12 protein-coding genes are annotated in these 15,756 nt (G+C 42.3%); 5 read left to right on the top strand and 7 right to left on the bottom strand.

Annotated elements, in window-relative coordinates; translation table 11 throughout:
- The first annotated feature begins 10 nt into the window (after window positions 1-10).
- Together NIASO_RS00750 and NIASO_RS00745 are read left to right on the top strand one after the other, a co-directional pair.
- On the top strand, window positions 11-1,285 hold the full coding sequence (locus NIASO_RS00750; RefSeq protein ID WP_008581886.1) for a multidrug effflux MFS transporter: 1,275 nt from the start codon (window positions 11-13) through the stop codon (window positions 1,283-1,285).
- A gap of 261 nt (window positions 1,286-1,546) precedes the next feature.
- Window positions 1,547-1,864 (top strand): GIY-YIG nuclease family protein, encoded by a 318-nt coding sequence (locus NIASO_RS00745; protein ID WP_008581888.1) that lies wholly within the window; start codon window positions 1,547-1,549, stop codon window positions 1,862-1,864.
- A gap of 134 nt (window positions 1,865-1,998) precedes the next feature.
- On the opposite strand, the gene NIASO_RS00740 is transcribed toward NIASO_RS00745, so the two are convergent.
- Window positions 1,999-2,604 (bottom strand): hypothetical protein, encoded by a 606-nt coding sequence (locus tag NIASO_RS00740; protein WP_008581889.1) that lies wholly within the window; start codon window positions 2,602-2,604, stop codon window positions 1,999-2,001.
- A gap of 397 nt (window positions 2,605-3,001) precedes the next feature.
- Window positions 3,002-3,490: a hypothetical protein gene (locus NIASO_RS00735; RefSeq protein ID WP_008581892.1), complete on the bottom strand. Its 489-nt coding sequence runs from the start codon at window positions 3,488-3,490 to the stop codon at window positions 3,002-3,004.
- A 303-nt stretch (window positions 3,491-3,793) separates the two neighbouring features.
- Between NIASO_RS00735 and NIASO_RS00730 the strand changes: the two genes are divergently transcribed.
- Complete coding sequence (locus NIASO_RS00730) at window positions 3,794-4,030, top strand: helix-turn-helix domain-containing protein (protein ID WP_245605208.1); 237 nt, start codon at window positions 3,794-3,796, stop codon at window positions 4,028-4,030.
- A 122-nt stretch (window positions 4,031-4,152) separates the two neighbouring features.
- Here NIASO_RS00730 and NIASO_RS00725 read toward each other — a convergent pair whose 3' ends face one another.
- The 4 genes from NIASO_RS00725 to NIASO_RS00710 all read right to left on the bottom strand — a co-directional run bounded on the left by NIASO_RS00725 (window position 4,153) and on the right by NIASO_RS00710 (window position 9,737).
- Window positions 4,153-4,719 (bottom strand): hypothetical protein, encoded by a 567-nt coding sequence (locus NIASO_RS00725; protein WP_008582188.1) that lies wholly within the window; start codon window positions 4,717-4,719, stop codon window positions 4,153-4,155.
- Between the two features lie 119 nt (window positions 4,720-4,838).
- Window positions 4,839-7,208 (bottom strand): AAA family ATPase, encoded by a 2,370-nt coding sequence (locus NIASO_RS00720; RefSeq protein ID WP_008582189.1) that lies wholly within the window; start codon window positions 7,206-7,208, stop codon window positions 4,839-4,841.
- A 621-nt stretch (window positions 7,209-7,829) separates the two neighbouring features.
- Window positions 7,830-8,567 carry a hypothetical protein gene (locus NIASO_RS00715; protein ID WP_008582190.1) on the bottom strand — a complete coding sequence of 246 codons (738 nt, stop codon included), beginning with the start codon at window positions 8,565-8,567 and terminating at the stop codon, window positions 7,830-7,832.
- Window positions 8,568-8,837: 270 nt separating this feature from the next.
- Window positions 8,838-9,737: an Abi family protein gene (locus NIASO_RS00710; protein ID WP_008582191.1), complete on the bottom strand. Its 900-nt coding sequence runs from the start codon at window positions 9,735-9,737 to the stop codon at window positions 8,838-8,840.
- A 709-nt stretch (window positions 9,738-10,446) separates the two neighbouring features.
- On the opposite strand from NIASO_RS00710, the gene NIASO_RS00700 reads away from it, so the two are divergent.
- Window positions 10,447-11,793, top strand: coding sequence for a carbohydrate porin (locus NIASO_RS00700; RefSeq protein ID WP_008582192.1), 1,347 nt, complete (start codon window positions 10,447-10,449; stop codon window positions 11,791-11,793).
- 615 nt (window positions 11,794-12,408) lie between these two features.
- Here the strand turns inward: NIASO_RS00700 and NIASO_RS00695 are convergent.
- On the bottom strand, window positions 12,409-14,046 hold the full coding sequence (locus NIASO_RS00695; protein ID WP_008582193.1) for an ABC transporter substrate-binding protein: 1,638 nt from the start codon (window positions 14,044-14,046) through the stop codon (window positions 12,409-12,411).
- Between the two features lie 35 nt (window positions 14,047-14,081).
- On the opposite strand from NIASO_RS00695, the gene NIASO_RS00690 reads away from it, so the two are divergent.
- Window positions 14,082-15,752: a M1 family metallopeptidase gene (locus NIASO_RS00690; protein ID WP_008582194.1), complete on the top strand. Its 1,671-nt coding sequence runs from the start codon at window positions 14,082-14,084 to the stop codon at window positions 15,750-15,752.
- Window positions 15,753-15,756: the final 4 nt, after the last annotated feature.

Raw genomic sequence — 15,756 nt, 5'->3', positions numbered from 1 at the left:
AATAAACTTTATGCAAGTAACCGACATCACCCATAAAAAAACAAGAGTAGTACTCATTGCCATTCTTGGATTACTCACCGCCATTGGTCCATTCTCTATAGACATGTACCTGCCCGGTTTCCCGGCTATGGCAAAGGACCTGCATACGTCCATCAACACCATTGCCTACTCCCTGTCCAGCTTCTTCATCGGGCTGTGCGTGGGGCAGCTTATCAGCGGGCCGTTGCTGGATCGCTATGGCAGAAAGCGCCCGCTCATCATAGGACTGGTACTGTACATTGCCGCCTCCATTGGTTGTGTGCTGGTGCATACCTCGGACGCGCTGATCGCGCTGCGGTTTGTACAGGCGCTGGGCTGTTGCGTATCTCTGGTAGCGCCGCGCGCCATTACCAGGGACGTATTTCCTTTGGAAGATAACGCCAAAGTACTGTCGCTCCTCATTTTGCTGTTAGGCGTATCTCCCATATTGGCGCCCACTTTTGGGAGCTACGTGGTGGCTTTTTATAAATGGCAGGATGTATTTATTATACTGGCCCTCATTGCCGCTATTACGCTGGCTGCGGTGGTGTTCCTGTTTAAGGAAAGCAGGCCTCCGGATACTTCCGTATCCTTAAAACCCCGACCCATACTTAATGCCTTTGGCGGTGTGCTAAAGAACCCGCAGTTCTTTACCTATGCCTTTGTAGGTGGTGTGTCCTTTGCGGGATTATTTGCCTACCTCTCCGGCTCGCCGTTTTTATTTATGGAATACTTTGGGGTTTCTAAAACAGCCTACGGTGCCATCTTTGCTATTATTGCAGCCGGACTTATCGGCAGCAGCCAGTTAAATGCCGTGCTATTAAAAAAATATTCCAGCGAGCAATTGGTAACCGCATCCATACTGCTGCAAACCATCATCGGGTTTGTATTACTGGCGGGTATTACCACCGGCATCCTGGGGCTATATGGCACCATCGCCGTTATCTTTCTTCTTTTCTGCACGCTGGGCATCAGTTCTCCCAATACCGCGGCGCTTAGCATTCTGCCTTTTAGCAAGGAAGCAGGCAGTGCTTCTGCATTGCTGGGTGCCCTGCAAATGGGCCTGGGTGCCCTGGCTGCGGCGCTTACCGGTGTGTTTGAGAACCGAACACCAACACCTATAGCCATCATTATTGCTGCCAGTGGATTGCTGGCGCTGGTGATACTGCTGATAGGTCAGCGGTGGGTAAAGCAAACGCCTGCGGTGGAAGCAGCAGTGATTGCGGATGCTGTTGTTGAAGAGGAAGAAGCTTGCATTATTGTATAGTTAGTAAGGTGTAGCCGTCATGCTGAGCGCAGCGGAGCGGAGCCGAAGCATCTCTGTGATACAGAAGCCCTCGACAATTGAGAGACCCTTCGGCTCCATTGCATTACGCTCAGGGTGACGTGTACCAATCATGCTTCCGTCATGCTGAGCGAATCCCGGCGAAGGCCGGGAGCAGCCGAAGCATCCCTGTAACATAAACACCAACAAAATTTAGGAGTACCCAACCCCCAAATATCCTGGTTTATTTTAGTAATTTGTACCATGCAAAAAGGCGGCTTTGTATACATACTAACCAACAAGCTAAGAACCGTTCTTTATATCGGCGTAACATCCAATCTCCCGTCACGGTTATGGGAGCACGAGCACCACGAGATACCCGGCAGCTTTACGGACAAATACAATGTAACACTACTCATTTATTATGAGTGGTTCGATACGATCAATTCGGCCATAGAACGGGAAAAACAGTTGAAGGGCTGGATCAGAAAAAAGAAAGAACAATTGATTGCACGAAAGAATCCGCAGTGGAAGGTTTTTAATGAGGAGATTTCTAAGGAGATATATAGTCTTTTGTATTAAGTAGCGTCATGCTGAGCTGAGCGGAGCGGAGTCGAAGCATCCCTGTAATACGAACAACTCCAAAATTTGGGAGACCCTTCGGCTCCATTGCATTCCGCTCAGGGTGACGTGCTTAAAGCAGGCCTTCGCTCCCCTCATCCCTCCTTCCGCAACGCGGGCTTCAAATACCCACCAATATGCAGCACCTCCCGCACATCAATTAAATGCGCGGCTTCCATCAGCCGGGTTAAGTGCAGGTATAGCTTTAATAAATCGAGATCAATATCTTCCGAACAACTGGACAGTGCATAGGTTAATATATGTTCAATACTTTGCCGCCATTGCTTTATATCCTGATATTTAAAAAAGCGATGAAACACGGCATAAGGATTTTGATACTCTTTTTCCGACAGGTTTTTGGGCAGATACATCCATTCTGCACAAGTGGCATTGGGGCGGGCATACAGCCGCTTGTCTGTAAACTGTTCCGGGTTTAGTTGCAGCGCGCTTGATTTCTTTTGCCGGCAAAAGGCCCGTGCAGCAAGCATTACAGACCTGATCGCCTTAAACGAATCCAATACGGATGCCGGTTCCTCCTTTTGATGTATTTTGTTTTTAGCGGCGGATAGCAATACCTGCCGGATGGTTTTTCTAAAGGAGCCGATATCTGCAAACTGGAAACACTCGGCCAATACCTGGTAGGGATCGGCAACGGCCAAACCGGCCCAGCAGCGGGTTTTAAAAGGGTCTTTGTTTTTCATGAGATATTTTTTTAGGTTAATTATACTTTTATCAGGCGATCATACTCGCGTCATGCTGAGCGAAGCGTAGCGTAGTCGAAGCATCTCTGTAATACAGAAGACTCCGAAATTTGAGAGACCCCTCGGCTCCATTGCATTCCGCTCAGGGTGACGTGCACCGACTATGCTGTCGTCATGCTGAGCGAATCCCGGCCCTCGCCGGGAGCAGCCGAAGCATCTCTGTAATGCCGAAGCCACCGACAATTGAGAGACCCTTCGGCTCCATTTTATTAGGCTCAGGGTGACGTATACCAATCATACTCGCGTCATGCTGAGCGCAGCGCAGCGGAGCCGAAGCATCCCTGTAATAACGAACCCTCCGAAAATCGTGAGACCCTTCCGCTCCGCTGCGCTTCGGTCAGGGTGACGAAACTGGCGGCGGCGGTTGCACCCGGCCGGGAAAAGCGGTCATAATTTCCCCGCTGGTGGTGGCAATAACCGTAAGGGTAGTTACAGTGTTGCCCGCAGGATCATAGCCCACGGGCATGCCCGCATCCCATACGCGTTGCAGGTGGTGACTCCCCCCAACCCCTAAAGGGGCGGGCTGTTCTTGGCCGGCATCTCTTATGCAGGCTACAATTTGCGGTACGGAAATGGTAAACTTGCCGGTGAGTGGGTGGCGCGGCACTTTGTAATAATGACGCTCTAAAATATGCGCCAGCACTTTGGCGCTCAGGTACCAGCCCTGGCGCAGCAGCTTTTTACGTTTTTTTACCGGCAACTGCCAAATAAGGCCTTCCTGCAATTGTTGCAGCCAGCTTTGCGTATCTGCCAGCAGAAAAAGCACTTGCAGCCACTGTGCTTCATTAAAGGTGTTTGGTGCGGGTGTAGCAACGGCGTTATCCATAACTAATAGGTTTTAGGCTGGGCACCCGCACAAAAAAGGCGTGGTGCTCAACTTACCGCATTAGAGGCCCTGAGACGCCTAGCAACGGATAAGAGAGCCCACGCCTAGGTCGTGAGCCATTCTGCTTATCATCCCGTTGTTTTTGAAATTTCTCAGGTTTCTATTCGAGATTCAAAGCGAATGCTTCAAATAATTTTATGAAGTAATCGCAAAAATATTATTTCAGCACAAATATAGTAATTCAAATTGAAATGTGAGCTATAACTCACTTTATTTTTTTTAACATTGCCGGACCTTGGAATTGTGAATAAACTTGAAAAGCGATATAATCAGGAAATTAGCCTATTGGGTGAACGCCTTCGAAAACTCCGGGAGCAAAAAAAGTTAACGCAGCTTGATATGGAAATTAATTCCGGAATTAACAGAACGGAAATTAGCAGAATAGAAAATGGACAAAAAAATATTGAATTTCTTACCCTTGTTAAATTAGCAATTGCTTTAGATGCTGAACTAGAAGATTTTTTTTCTGAATCTGAATAATCATCAGACTTCGAAATACAATCAAAAAATCCACCGGATTTTGAAGTTGAGAATTGAATTTACATGTGAAATCTTTAGACATCTGCACAGATTTCGATAATGCAACATCAACAGTGTTTTTATCAAAATAACCCGTTGTAAATAGTGGGATTTGTCAAAATGTTTGCAACTATATTAGATAGAACGTTTCCGCCAAATCCTTTTATCTTTTCAATCAATTTTGTTTTAGTCTTTTCTGGTTCTGCTTCAAAGTCCTTCAGAATATCCTTTATTTCCTTAAACTCTTTTCCAGTTAGTTCATCTTTTATTGCATCCAAGAATAAATTTACAGTTACCTGTTGTGTGTTATTTTGAGTGTTAGTAATATGAATACTGTTTATTGGGGAAGGCTTATTGATATTTGTTGAAACCGGCTCAGTTGGCAACATTTTAATTGCTCTTAATATTCCCAATATTTTACGATGGTTATCTGAACTAAGCTTCTTTGCAGCTTCTTTAACATCTTCTACGTCACTTGAATGATAAGTCTTGACAAAACGTTGAACAGAAGACAACCAATCTTGATAACGATCACTTTCCGAGGTTCTATATAAAGAATAACCCCTAATTACATTCGGCGGAGCAGGCACATATGCAATTGTTCCCGTTAAACTCTCTCCCTCAGATATTAATTGATCCAAAATTTCCATAAGCCGTTTTTACTTGCTAATTTAGAAACTTTCGGCAAATAAAACACTGAAGCATAATAGTAGAAAATAAATTAATGATTAAATTCTACAGGCCTTAGATAAATACTGTGTCACAGCACTTATTCTATTCCAATTTCAACACCTATACTTAATAACAATGCCTGATATTGCTCATGGTCTTTTTCTTTGATTCTGTCCAATATAAATACTGCTGTTTTTTTCATTTCTGGTATATCAATAGGTGTCATACTTCGTTCAAACAAACCTTCCAAGTGCGACAGCTCATTGTTAATACGATCTGTCATTGTAGAAGCTTGTCTGTTGTCGCCAAAGAATTTTGTTAGCTTTTCAATTTGGTCATTGGCATTTGGATACTTATAATAAAGAAATGCTTCCAAAAACTTCCGTGTATTGTTCCCAAAGTTATAAAATAAATTGTGTTGCTGCTCATCCTCTGCATCAGCAGTAGAGCACATATAAATTTGGTGAAAAAGAAAATTGAACTCTGTTACATAGTCTTTTAGATATCTTGGCATTAATCTAATTCTACTATTTTCTTTTTCTCTTGAAATTAAAAAGTAATTGCATTGATTTTTATTTAATGCACCTGGAAGTCGTTTCAAGTATTTCAGGAAATCAAGATTATGAGTGGAAATAAATATTTGTTCAAATTCTTGCTTCGAAATAATTTCTGCATTAATGAGACTATATACAAAAAAAATGTGATTACTGTCCAAACTTGAAATTGGGTCATCAATCCAAATAATTGGATGACTTCCTTTGGTTTCAACATCCTCAAGTTTAGCCATAAAGTAACAAAATGCTATCAAACTACATTCTCCTTCGCTTAAATGATGGGCTCTTTTTCCATTCCTAATAATTTCAAAATGTATTTTTCTTTCGGCTTCTTCTTTAGCCTGTAGAGTTAAAAAATCGTGTCCGAAAAAGTTATTTAAATATTCGTTTACCTTTAGCGCTCCTTTTTCTTCATCTTTCATCAAACGTTCTTTGTCTTCAATTTGTTCGATTTGCCTTTGTATTTTATGTTCTATAGCTTGTTTGTTCTGCATTTCGGTTTCGGAGGCTATTTTTAATTCTTGTATCCTTGCAGTTTTACCAGTATATTGTATCGCTGCTACAAAACCACTAACTTCACTCAATCGTAGTAACTTCTTCGCTTCAGTTTGTTCATTTCCTAATGAGCTGCTATAATTATTAGCTTCATTTCTATACTTGTCAAATATTGTCCAGCACCATTCAAGCCGCTTGCTGTTATCATTAATATCAATATATCTTTTTGAGTTTAACAGGTCATCTTTACGTTCTTTAAGATTTTCATTAATACGATTTAATTCCTCTTTTATTTTATCAACAATACACTGTCTTAGTGAAATTAATCTATCTAAATCCGAATGAAACTTTGAATAAAAAGCGTTTTTATTGATTGGCAATTGTCCATCAACACTTCGAGTTAAATCTTCAATTTCCGAAATTGTTTTATCAATCTCCTTTTCTAATTTTTCAGATTCTTCATCAAAATGACTATCAAGTTCGTTCCAACGTTGTTCGGAAATGTGGTTCCCGCAAAATGCGCACTGTTCAAGTTTATTTTTGTGTATTTGTCGTCCTTCTTTAACCCAACGATTAAGGATAGCATCTTTCAAAAGCTGTTCAATTTTATTAGAGCTGATGATTGATTTTGTCATAAGCTCTTTAGCTTTTGCATTAACCGTTTTTAAATTTAAATTTGGCTTTCCTACAGCAGGAATATCTTCATTCGCCTTTTCATCCAGCAAATTTAGTTTTTGAGTTACTTCATCATCTGTAAGGGCTTGAAACGAGCTTTTTAAAACAGTTTCAATATCTGCTGAAAGCTTTGCTGTGGTATAGTTTTGGTCACCAAACCTATCAGACCTATATTTTATACCTGTGGTTCTGTCTAATGCTTTTGTATTTAATTGTTGGCTTAAGCTATTATTTTCAGTTTGATACGCTTGATATGCTATATTAGCTATTGAGTTAGCATTTTTAAGTTCAAGATAAAACCCGCTTTCGTTGCCCTCCTCATTGTCACCCAAGTCATCTTTGAATTTTCGTATCTCTTCTTCAATTGTTGCGTTTCCGCCAATTATTGCAAAAGGTGTAATACTCTCGTCTGAATTTATGATGAAACGAAGATTATCTTTTACAAAGTCCTCATTAAATACCCTAATTTTTTTTCCATGTGCTGTTAAATTATTTGGTGTACAATCTGCAGCCTCTTTAATACTTACTTCAAATTGTGGATTTTCGTATTTATCGGAAATGCTTCCTGTTTCTAATGCTCTAACTATTCGAGAAAGTGTTGTTTTACCAGAATAATTTCGTCCGTAAAAAATATTAATTGGTTTGAATGTAACAGCATTGTTGCCTCCATCTCGAATAGTCGTGTCCCAATTAAAATTTTGGAAAACTGCAAAGTTAGTTATTGATTTGAATTTTGTTATCATTACTTCCTGTTATTTATTGCGATGTTGTAAAGCAGCATTGCTCCATAACTCACCGATTGTAGCAATCACTAAACGTTTATAATCGTTCATAAACGCTCTAATACAACTATACAATAGCTTTGCTTATTAAGAATTTATCAGTCCCGCAACCGTTCTGGTATTTATTCTTTAGCAGTTTTAATATTTTTTCCAAATGGTCACAATGCTAATATACTTATTTTTTACAATTAATAAAAAATCACCTTTGCGGTTTATGCAAATGTATTCTTCTATAAAAGAGCCGTTTTACGGGAAACCGTAAGAAAAAGCTGTGCCTAAAATTTGGGCATACCTGAGGTTAGCGTGGCACGTGCTTGTATTGGTGGGACATGGAGACCGGGGCGACAGGCGGCTGATAATTCCCAGCTATTTTATTCTTTGATAACTTATCACCTGGCGGCCCTGACGGGCCGCTGCTCTCGGCTAAACCAATCCCCTACCCACCGGTTGCCTCTCTGAGGCAAAACCCTCTTTATCCTAAACCTAACACCCCACAGCGTCGGCAAATGGCCGGTACCCTTAGTTGGCTAAGCCTGTGAGAGCCGCGCAAGAAAAAGCGGCAAATCCAATATTGGGGCAAAGTTATTTCCCGAAAGCTTCATCAAATGTTTTACCCGATTTTATGTCTTCGATTAGTTTGTCAAGCTTTTCTTTTGTATACCAATTTTCAACTTCATATTTAGCTGTCATATAATTGAGCATAATTTGCTCTTGCGAACCGGAATAAAACTGCCTGTCAGATGTAAAAGATTTTATGTCAGGTAAATTTTTAAAGTTATCGGACCTTACTTTCAGGGTGTCTAAAGAATAATAATTTCTATAATCATTCTGCATCGCTATTCCATGTTTGAACCAACTTGGAATTTTATAATTGAATTTGTAAAATCCAAGTCGCTCATATAATTCAGCGTGTGAAATTTCATGAGCAATAATATCCAAGTTCATTGCTTCCCTGCTTAATACAATAACCGAACCTAATTTTAAATAGGTAACAGCAGGCGCAGAAGCATTGACACTATATTTTTTAAAATCGGATTCGTTGTTACAATAAATAAATTTAGGGGTACTTATTTTCTGGCCCCAAAAGCCTTTAACACGAGCGGATGCTTCTGTTATCAATGATTGTAAGCTATCAATTTTACCTTGTGAAGTAGTATGCTCGTTAAAATATATACGTCCCTCCTTTTTAAAACCGGAATAGTCGATTAAAATGCTTCTTGTCTCTTGCGGGAAAATAATGAAATGAGCAAATGCTGCTACTGGAATCAAGATCACAAAAATAAAAAAAGCCCGTATTGTTATTTTTTTAAACTTTGTCATAATGTAAGTATTTAAACACAGTGAGCCATCGCTTTTATAAATCAAAAGAAATTATTCCCTTCCACAACCATGCCGGCATTTATTCTTTAGCAGTTTCAATTTTCTCCAAATGGTTACAATGCTAATATACTTACTTTTTACAATTCTTAAAAAATCTCCTTCGCGGTTTATGCAAATGTATTCTTAACCAAAAGAGCCGTTTTACGGGAAATTGTAAGAAAAAAAAAGTTACTGAGATTTGAGCATCCCCGGGGTTAGTGTAATGCGTGCCTACTTTGCTTTCCAATTTGCGGTTGCCGCCCAATTTTCCGGGAACCCCATTAAGGTGCAATTAATTGAATACGCCTCAATCAAATCTTCAATTTTTTGGGCAAACCTATTACCGGGGTCGAAAGAAATCAGCAATCGGTCTATCATTGAAATGATCCCATAAAGCGTGGTATTTGAATCGTCAAAAACCACTCCTTTGAATCTATATTTTTCACGGCTTGGAAATATAGGTCTGTCTGCTGTAACTTTCTTGTTCCATAACCGTGAATGATGGGCGCAAATATTTCTAACATTAGCTAAATAAATATACCAGGATGTAAGGGTGGCCGTTGGCAAATTAAATTCGTTCGCAATTTCCGATTTACCATCTCTGCTTTTTAATACCTTAAATAATCTTGCAAGTTTACCCAACGATAAGGTTTCAAGCGCCATATTTGATGGAGGAATACGCTCCATTGTATATTTATTCTTGAACCGCTTAAGAAACAGCTCTTTGGGATCGTTAAAAGTTTCCTGAATTTCCCTATTGATGTTGTCAAATATTTCTTTATCGTCAAACAAGGTGCTATCTGTATACCAAAAGAATCCATATTGAACGCTGTATTTGTCCGTTAGCTTTGCCCTTAAACAAATTTCAATGCTTTCCAAATTTTCAGCAATAATTCCTCTCAATTTTTTATCAAATTGATAAAGAGCGATTATATCCTCAAATTTTGTTCCTTCTGCAAAATTGTGTTTACCATCTTTACTTTGCAGATGAAACATATACCCTGTCAATCTAAAATATCCAACATTTTTCAGGTATTTTATGGCTCTTTCGGGATCGTTAATGATTAATCCTCTTTCCTTAAGGATAGAACAACAATGTTCAGCGGTTTCTGGTTTTTTAGTGTATTTCATTCAGATTGGGCAAAAAAAAGCCTCGCAAGTTGCGCTTACATTCAGAGGCGTGCGAGGGATTGATAAATCAAAGGTAATAATATTTTGCAAATAAAAAAACATTAGTATTGTCAGATGGGCCAATTGCTTCAATTACAAATGCTTAAACACCATTATCCAATAGCTTTTTTGTTGAAGAAATTTATCGGCTCCGGTATTTGTTTTTGAGGGTTCTGTTTTTCCTAAAAGGCTACTTTGCTAATATACTTATTTTTTACAACTCATAAAAAATCGCCTTCGTGGTTTATACAAATGTATTCTTTAACAAAAGAGCCGTTTTATAGGAAGCCGTAAGAAAAAACTGTTCCTAAGATTTGAGCATCCGCAGGGCTGTGTAAGGCGTGGCAGCATTGATGGGATCCCGCTTTGATGCGGGACGATTTGGGGGACGGGCAGGCCGACGGCCCTTATGAAAATAATTCGGGCGGGCTGCTCCCTGTCCCACCCAGTCGCCCAAGTCCCACCAACAACCAGCCGCCCTATGCACCGCAGCACAAGTGAGTGACACAACGAGGCTGCCATAAGCACTACAGCCGGCCCAATAAAAACCTTTCGCAAAAACCGGTGCCTTAAAAAGTTTCATCGGCGGCTGTGCTCTATATTTGCAGCACTGTGCTTTAACGGCACACTCTGATCATAAAAAGTTGTACTACTACCCTAATACCTTATCATGAACCTGAAACGAACGTTACTGGCACTTGGAATGGTTTTGTCCTTGTTTAGCCAGGGATTAAAGGCGCAGGAAGAAAAAAAAGTTTCCAAATGGACGACGCATTTTCAAACCACCGTTATTGCTCAAAAACATTCGGGGTTTAAGGCCCTGTACAGCGGTGAAAATTCTTTGGCGGATTCGGTGGAGCCAACCGTAACCAGCCTGACCGCTACGCTGTTCCTGGGAAGAAAACTCTGGAAAGGCGCTTCGGTTTATGTAAACCCGGAGGTATCCGGCGGCAAGGGCCTTAGCTTTGCCCGCGGGGTGGCCGGTGCGCTGAATGGCGAAACCTACCGCGTGGGGGAAGTAGCGCCCGCTGTTTTTATTGCGCGGGCCTACCTGCAACAGCACATCCCGATTGGGAACACTACCTATGAAACCGTGCAGGATGACGTAAACCAGGTAACGGAGCTGGTGCCCACCAGCCGGATCACGATCAGCGCCGGTAAATTTGCCATTTCTGATTTTTTTGATGATAACCCCTATAGCAAGGACCCCCGCACGCAGTTCCTTAACTGGTCCGTTTGGGCCAACGGCGCCTGGGATTATCCGGCCAATACGAGAGGCTATACGGAGGGCGTTGTGGCGGAACTGGTAAAACCCAAATGGACCCTGCGGGTGGCAACGGTAGCTGTGCCGCGGATCGCTAATTTTCATTTGATGGAATACCAAATCACCAAAGCGCATTCTGAAACTTTTGAACTGGAACACAAACTTTCCATTAACAAACGACCGGGCGCCATAAGCCTTATTGTGAGCAATACGCATTCGCAGGCGCCCTCTTATGCGGATGGGATCAGCGCGGTGCAAACGGGAGATTCGGCGATACTTAAAGTGATCAACGGTGAAGAGGAGCACCACGCGTACGGGGGTAAAAAACTGGGGATAGGATTGAACATTGGTCAGGAGCTTGCGGATGGCGTGGGTGTATTTAGTCGCCTGGGCTGGAACGATGGAAAATATGCTTCCTGGGCTTTTACGGAAATTGACCGGACGGCAACCGCGGGCGTATCGGTAAACGGCTCGCGCTGGAAGCGCAGTGGCGATGTGTGGGGCCTCTCCGGTGCACTGAATGGTATTTCGAAGCCGCACCGGGATTTTCTGAAAGCCGGCGGCTATGGGTTTATTATTGGCGATGGAAAACTGAATTACGGTTCGGAGGGAATTATTGAAACCTACTACAGTGCGCAATTAGCGAAGTTCTTATGGCTGACGTTTGATTACCAGTTTGTAAATAATCCGGGGTATAATAAAGACCGCGGACCGGTGCATGCGTTTGCGGTGCGGGGGCATGTGACGTTTTAGAGTTCGGGGAGAAATTATATTTTACGATTATGGTTCCCGCAGAATACGCAGACTTTCGCAGATCAGGCGGAGATATTTTCGAGTGAACAGAAAGCGGCTGTTTTTTCTTTTTCCACTTTTGTCTTTGACACAAAAGTAGAGCAAAAAGTCATGGTCAAACGAACGCCTCCGCCCGTTTGACCGGCCACGCACACGAACAGGCATTATGAAAAGTTACAGCAAAGCCTTATTGAGCGGGAAGGTCGAAGATTTCAAGGCATGGCTGTTATACAATCCTTACTGCGCTTATTTTTTACGGGGATGTTCTGCTAAAAAACAAACACACACGGCGTAAAAAAGAGGCGCTCAAAAGCCAGTTGGTAATTGTAGTTTCTATTACGTTTAGGAATAGTAATGTTAAGGCACTCCCTGATGAAAACGAAAAGGACTGGTGCGAAAAGATTTTCTTTGAAAGTCATCCGAAAAAAAGATTCTGAAAACACTGGAGGCTGAATCGCGAGGTATCAAACTTTACAGAGATTACCTTCGGTGAAATAGTTCCTCTTGTAAGGAACGCTCTTTTCATCATTTACCTTTCACCATTCACTTCTCACGTTTCACCTCCCTACTACCTATTTATTCAATAATCGTATGCCGCAGCTCCAGCAGGTTTAACGCATTGGGGTGAAAGTTTTTTACGTTGGGCTGCACCAGTTGCACTACTTTATCGTACCATAAAGGAACTACGGGCGCATCGTCGATAGCGATCTGGTCGGCCTTTCGGTATAAAACATAACGAAGGGAATCATTGGTTTCCGCAATTGCTTTTTCAAAAACGGCATCAAACTCCGGGTTTTTATACCGCGTATAGTTGGGCGGCGCCGGGTTCTTTGAATAAAAAACAGACAGGTAATTTTCCGCATCGGGGTAGTCGGCAATCCAGCCGGCCCTGAAAAACACGGCCCTGGAGTTGGCAGTCATTTCAAACAGCAACGCTTTCTGCACTACTTCCACCTGGATCTTTACGCCAATTTCTTCTAATTGCTTTGCTATAAAATTGGCAAAATCTGCATACACCGAAACGGTAAGTAATTTTATTGCCGGAAGCCCGTTTCCATTGGGGAAGCCCGCTTCTTTTAATAACCGGGCCGCCTTTTCCGGATCGTAAGAATAACCTTTCACTATGGAATCATTAAACGACGGAAGTCCTTTGGGCACAAAGCCCGATTCTGCGGCGGTGCCCAAAGAATTGCGCAGGTACAGGATCATCTTTCGCCGGTCAAATCCATAATTGATGGCCTGCCGTACTTTTTTAAACCGTAGCGGAGAAGCTTTTACAATGGGCAACGCCGTATCAACCAGTATGCCCAGGTATTCCGTATTCAGATAAGGATGCGTCAATAACCGGATCTGCCCCTTCCACTCTTTCCGCAGTTCTCCTTTTTTCGTCATCACTTCATCTTTAAAACTGGGGTCCAGCTCATTAATAAAATCAAGACTTTTCTGCCGGAACAATAAGAACTCCGTTGCACGGCTGTCTTTAAAACTTATTTTAACGCCATCGAGATAGGGCAGCCGGTTGCCGGCACTGTCTTTTTCAAAATAATGCGGATTCTTTTTAAACACCAGCCCCTGTCCTTCTTCCCAGGCCACAAACTGAAAGGGGCCTGTACCCACGGGATGGCTTCTGAAATCCACCCCAAATTTTTGCACCGCTTCCGGCGCTACCACCGAGCAATATTGCATAGCCAGAATGCCCAATATCGGTTGATAGGGTTTTGCCAGCTTTAATTGAAACACGGTATCATTGATGGCAGTAAAGGGATGCAGGGAATCCACTTTGCCGTTAAAGATCCAGGCGCCGGGGCTGGCCACTTTTGGATCAATGATCCGGTTCAGACTAAAAACAATATCCGAAGCCACCATTCTTCTGCCCTTGCCATTTGGGAAAACAGCATCATCGTGAAAAAACACATCATTCCGGAGGTAAAAAGTATAGGTACGTTTATCATCAGCAATAGTCCAATGCGTAGCCAGCGACGGTTTAATAGTAAGACTATCCCCGATCTCTACCAAAGAGTTGAACAACTGGTGCGCCGGCCACATAGTGGAAAGGTTCTTGGCAAAAGCCGGATCGAGCGATGCGATGCCTGCAAATTCATTATACCTGAAAATTTTTCTACCCTTATCTGCGTTATCTTTACAGCCAATGCAACAGGCACAACAAATGAATACTGTTAGAATATAATAATATGCAAAAGTTCTTTTTATCATGAACGCCTAAATTTACAATTCAAACCTTTCCTAAAATGATTTTTTTCAAAAATATTATCAGGCCTTTATTTTTTCTTTTCCTGATCTCCGGCATTGCCAATGCACAACCGCTGCATCAAAAAAAAACATTTACCCACCAGGATACTCTTTTGGGCAGTAACGGCAGCGGAAGAAGCTGGTGGAACGTGATCAAATACGACATCAACATAAAAGTTGATATTGCTGCGCAGGCCATCAAAGGGTATAATGATATTACTTTTTCTGTTTTAAAAAAACCGAAGGATGGCATCCTGCAGATCGATTTACAGGAGCCGATGGAAATTGAAAAAGTAGAGGAGCCTGGTACACACAAGCCCATCCGTTTTGAAAGAGACGGGAATGTTTTCTGGTTACATACCACTGGCTTTACAGCCAACGAGCAGCAAAAGAAAATACGGATCTATTTCAGCGGTAAACCAAAAGTAGCCGTTAAACCTCCGTGGGACGGCGGCTGGATCTGGACCAAAGATTCATTAGGCCGGCCCTGGGTTAGCTCCGCTGTACAGGGCCTGGGCGCCAGCAACTGGCTGCCCTGCAAAGATTACCAGGGAGATGAGCCTGATAAAGGCGTAACCTTTAGCATCAGCGTACCCGATGAGCTGACTGCTGTAAGCAACGGAAGGTTAACAGCAAAAACAAAAAATGAGGATGGCACCACCGCCTGGAAATGGACGGTAACACAGCCGATCAATACCTACCTCATCACGCCCTATATCGGTCATTATACGAACTTTAATGATACGATACACGGCGAAAAAGGGAAGCTGGATATCGGCTACTGGGTGTTGGATTATAATCTTGGAAAAGCAAAAAGACATTTCCCGGAGGTTACCAAACAAATGTTGCATTGCTTTGAATACTGGTTTGGTCCCTACCCTTTTTATGAAGACAGTTATAAATTAGTAGATGCACCGCACCTGGGCATGGAGCACCAAAGTGCTGTTGCTTATGGTAATCATTACCAGAACGGCTATCTTGGCCGCGACCTTAGTGGCACCGGCTGGGGATTGAAATGGGATTTTATTATTGTACATGAAAGCGGGCATGAATGGTTCGCAAATAATATCACTTCGAAAGATATTGCGGACATGTGGATACACGAGAGTTTTACCAACTACAGCGAATCCCTTTTTACCGAATGTCAATACGGGAAAAAAGCAGGATCTGAATATGTGATCGGCACCAGGAGAGCGATACGTAACGACATCCCTATCATTGGCCCCTATGGCGTGAACAAGGAAGGCAGTGGCGACATGTATTACAAGGGTGGCAATATGCTGAACACGATCCGGTATATAATTAATGATGACGCAAAGTTCAGAGCAATTTTACGCGGATTAAATAAGACGTTCTACCATCAAACCGTAACTACAAAACAGATTGAAGATTACATCATCAAACAATCCGGCAAGCCCCTGCAGAAGATATTTGACCAATACCTGAGAACCACAAAAGTGCCTGTTTTAAGATATACCGTCAACGGAAATAAGGTAGCCTATAAATGGACCAACTGTGTAGCAGGATTTGCAATGCCCGTGCAACTGGAAAATGGCAAATGGCTGCAGCCCTCAGAAAAAGAACAGCAGGCCGGTGCATCTATTTTAAGTGAGGGAAAACTGGCCGTGAATCCAAACTTTTTTATTAACGTGGAAAAGGCGGGGAACTAGCGAA

The sequence above is a fragment of the Niabella soli DSM 19437 genome (assembly GCF_000243115.2).
GTDB lineage: Bacteria > Bacteroidota > Bacteroidia > Chitinophagales > Chitinophagaceae > Niabella > Niabella soli.
This window is presented reverse-complemented; position numbering and strand designations above follow the sequence as displayed.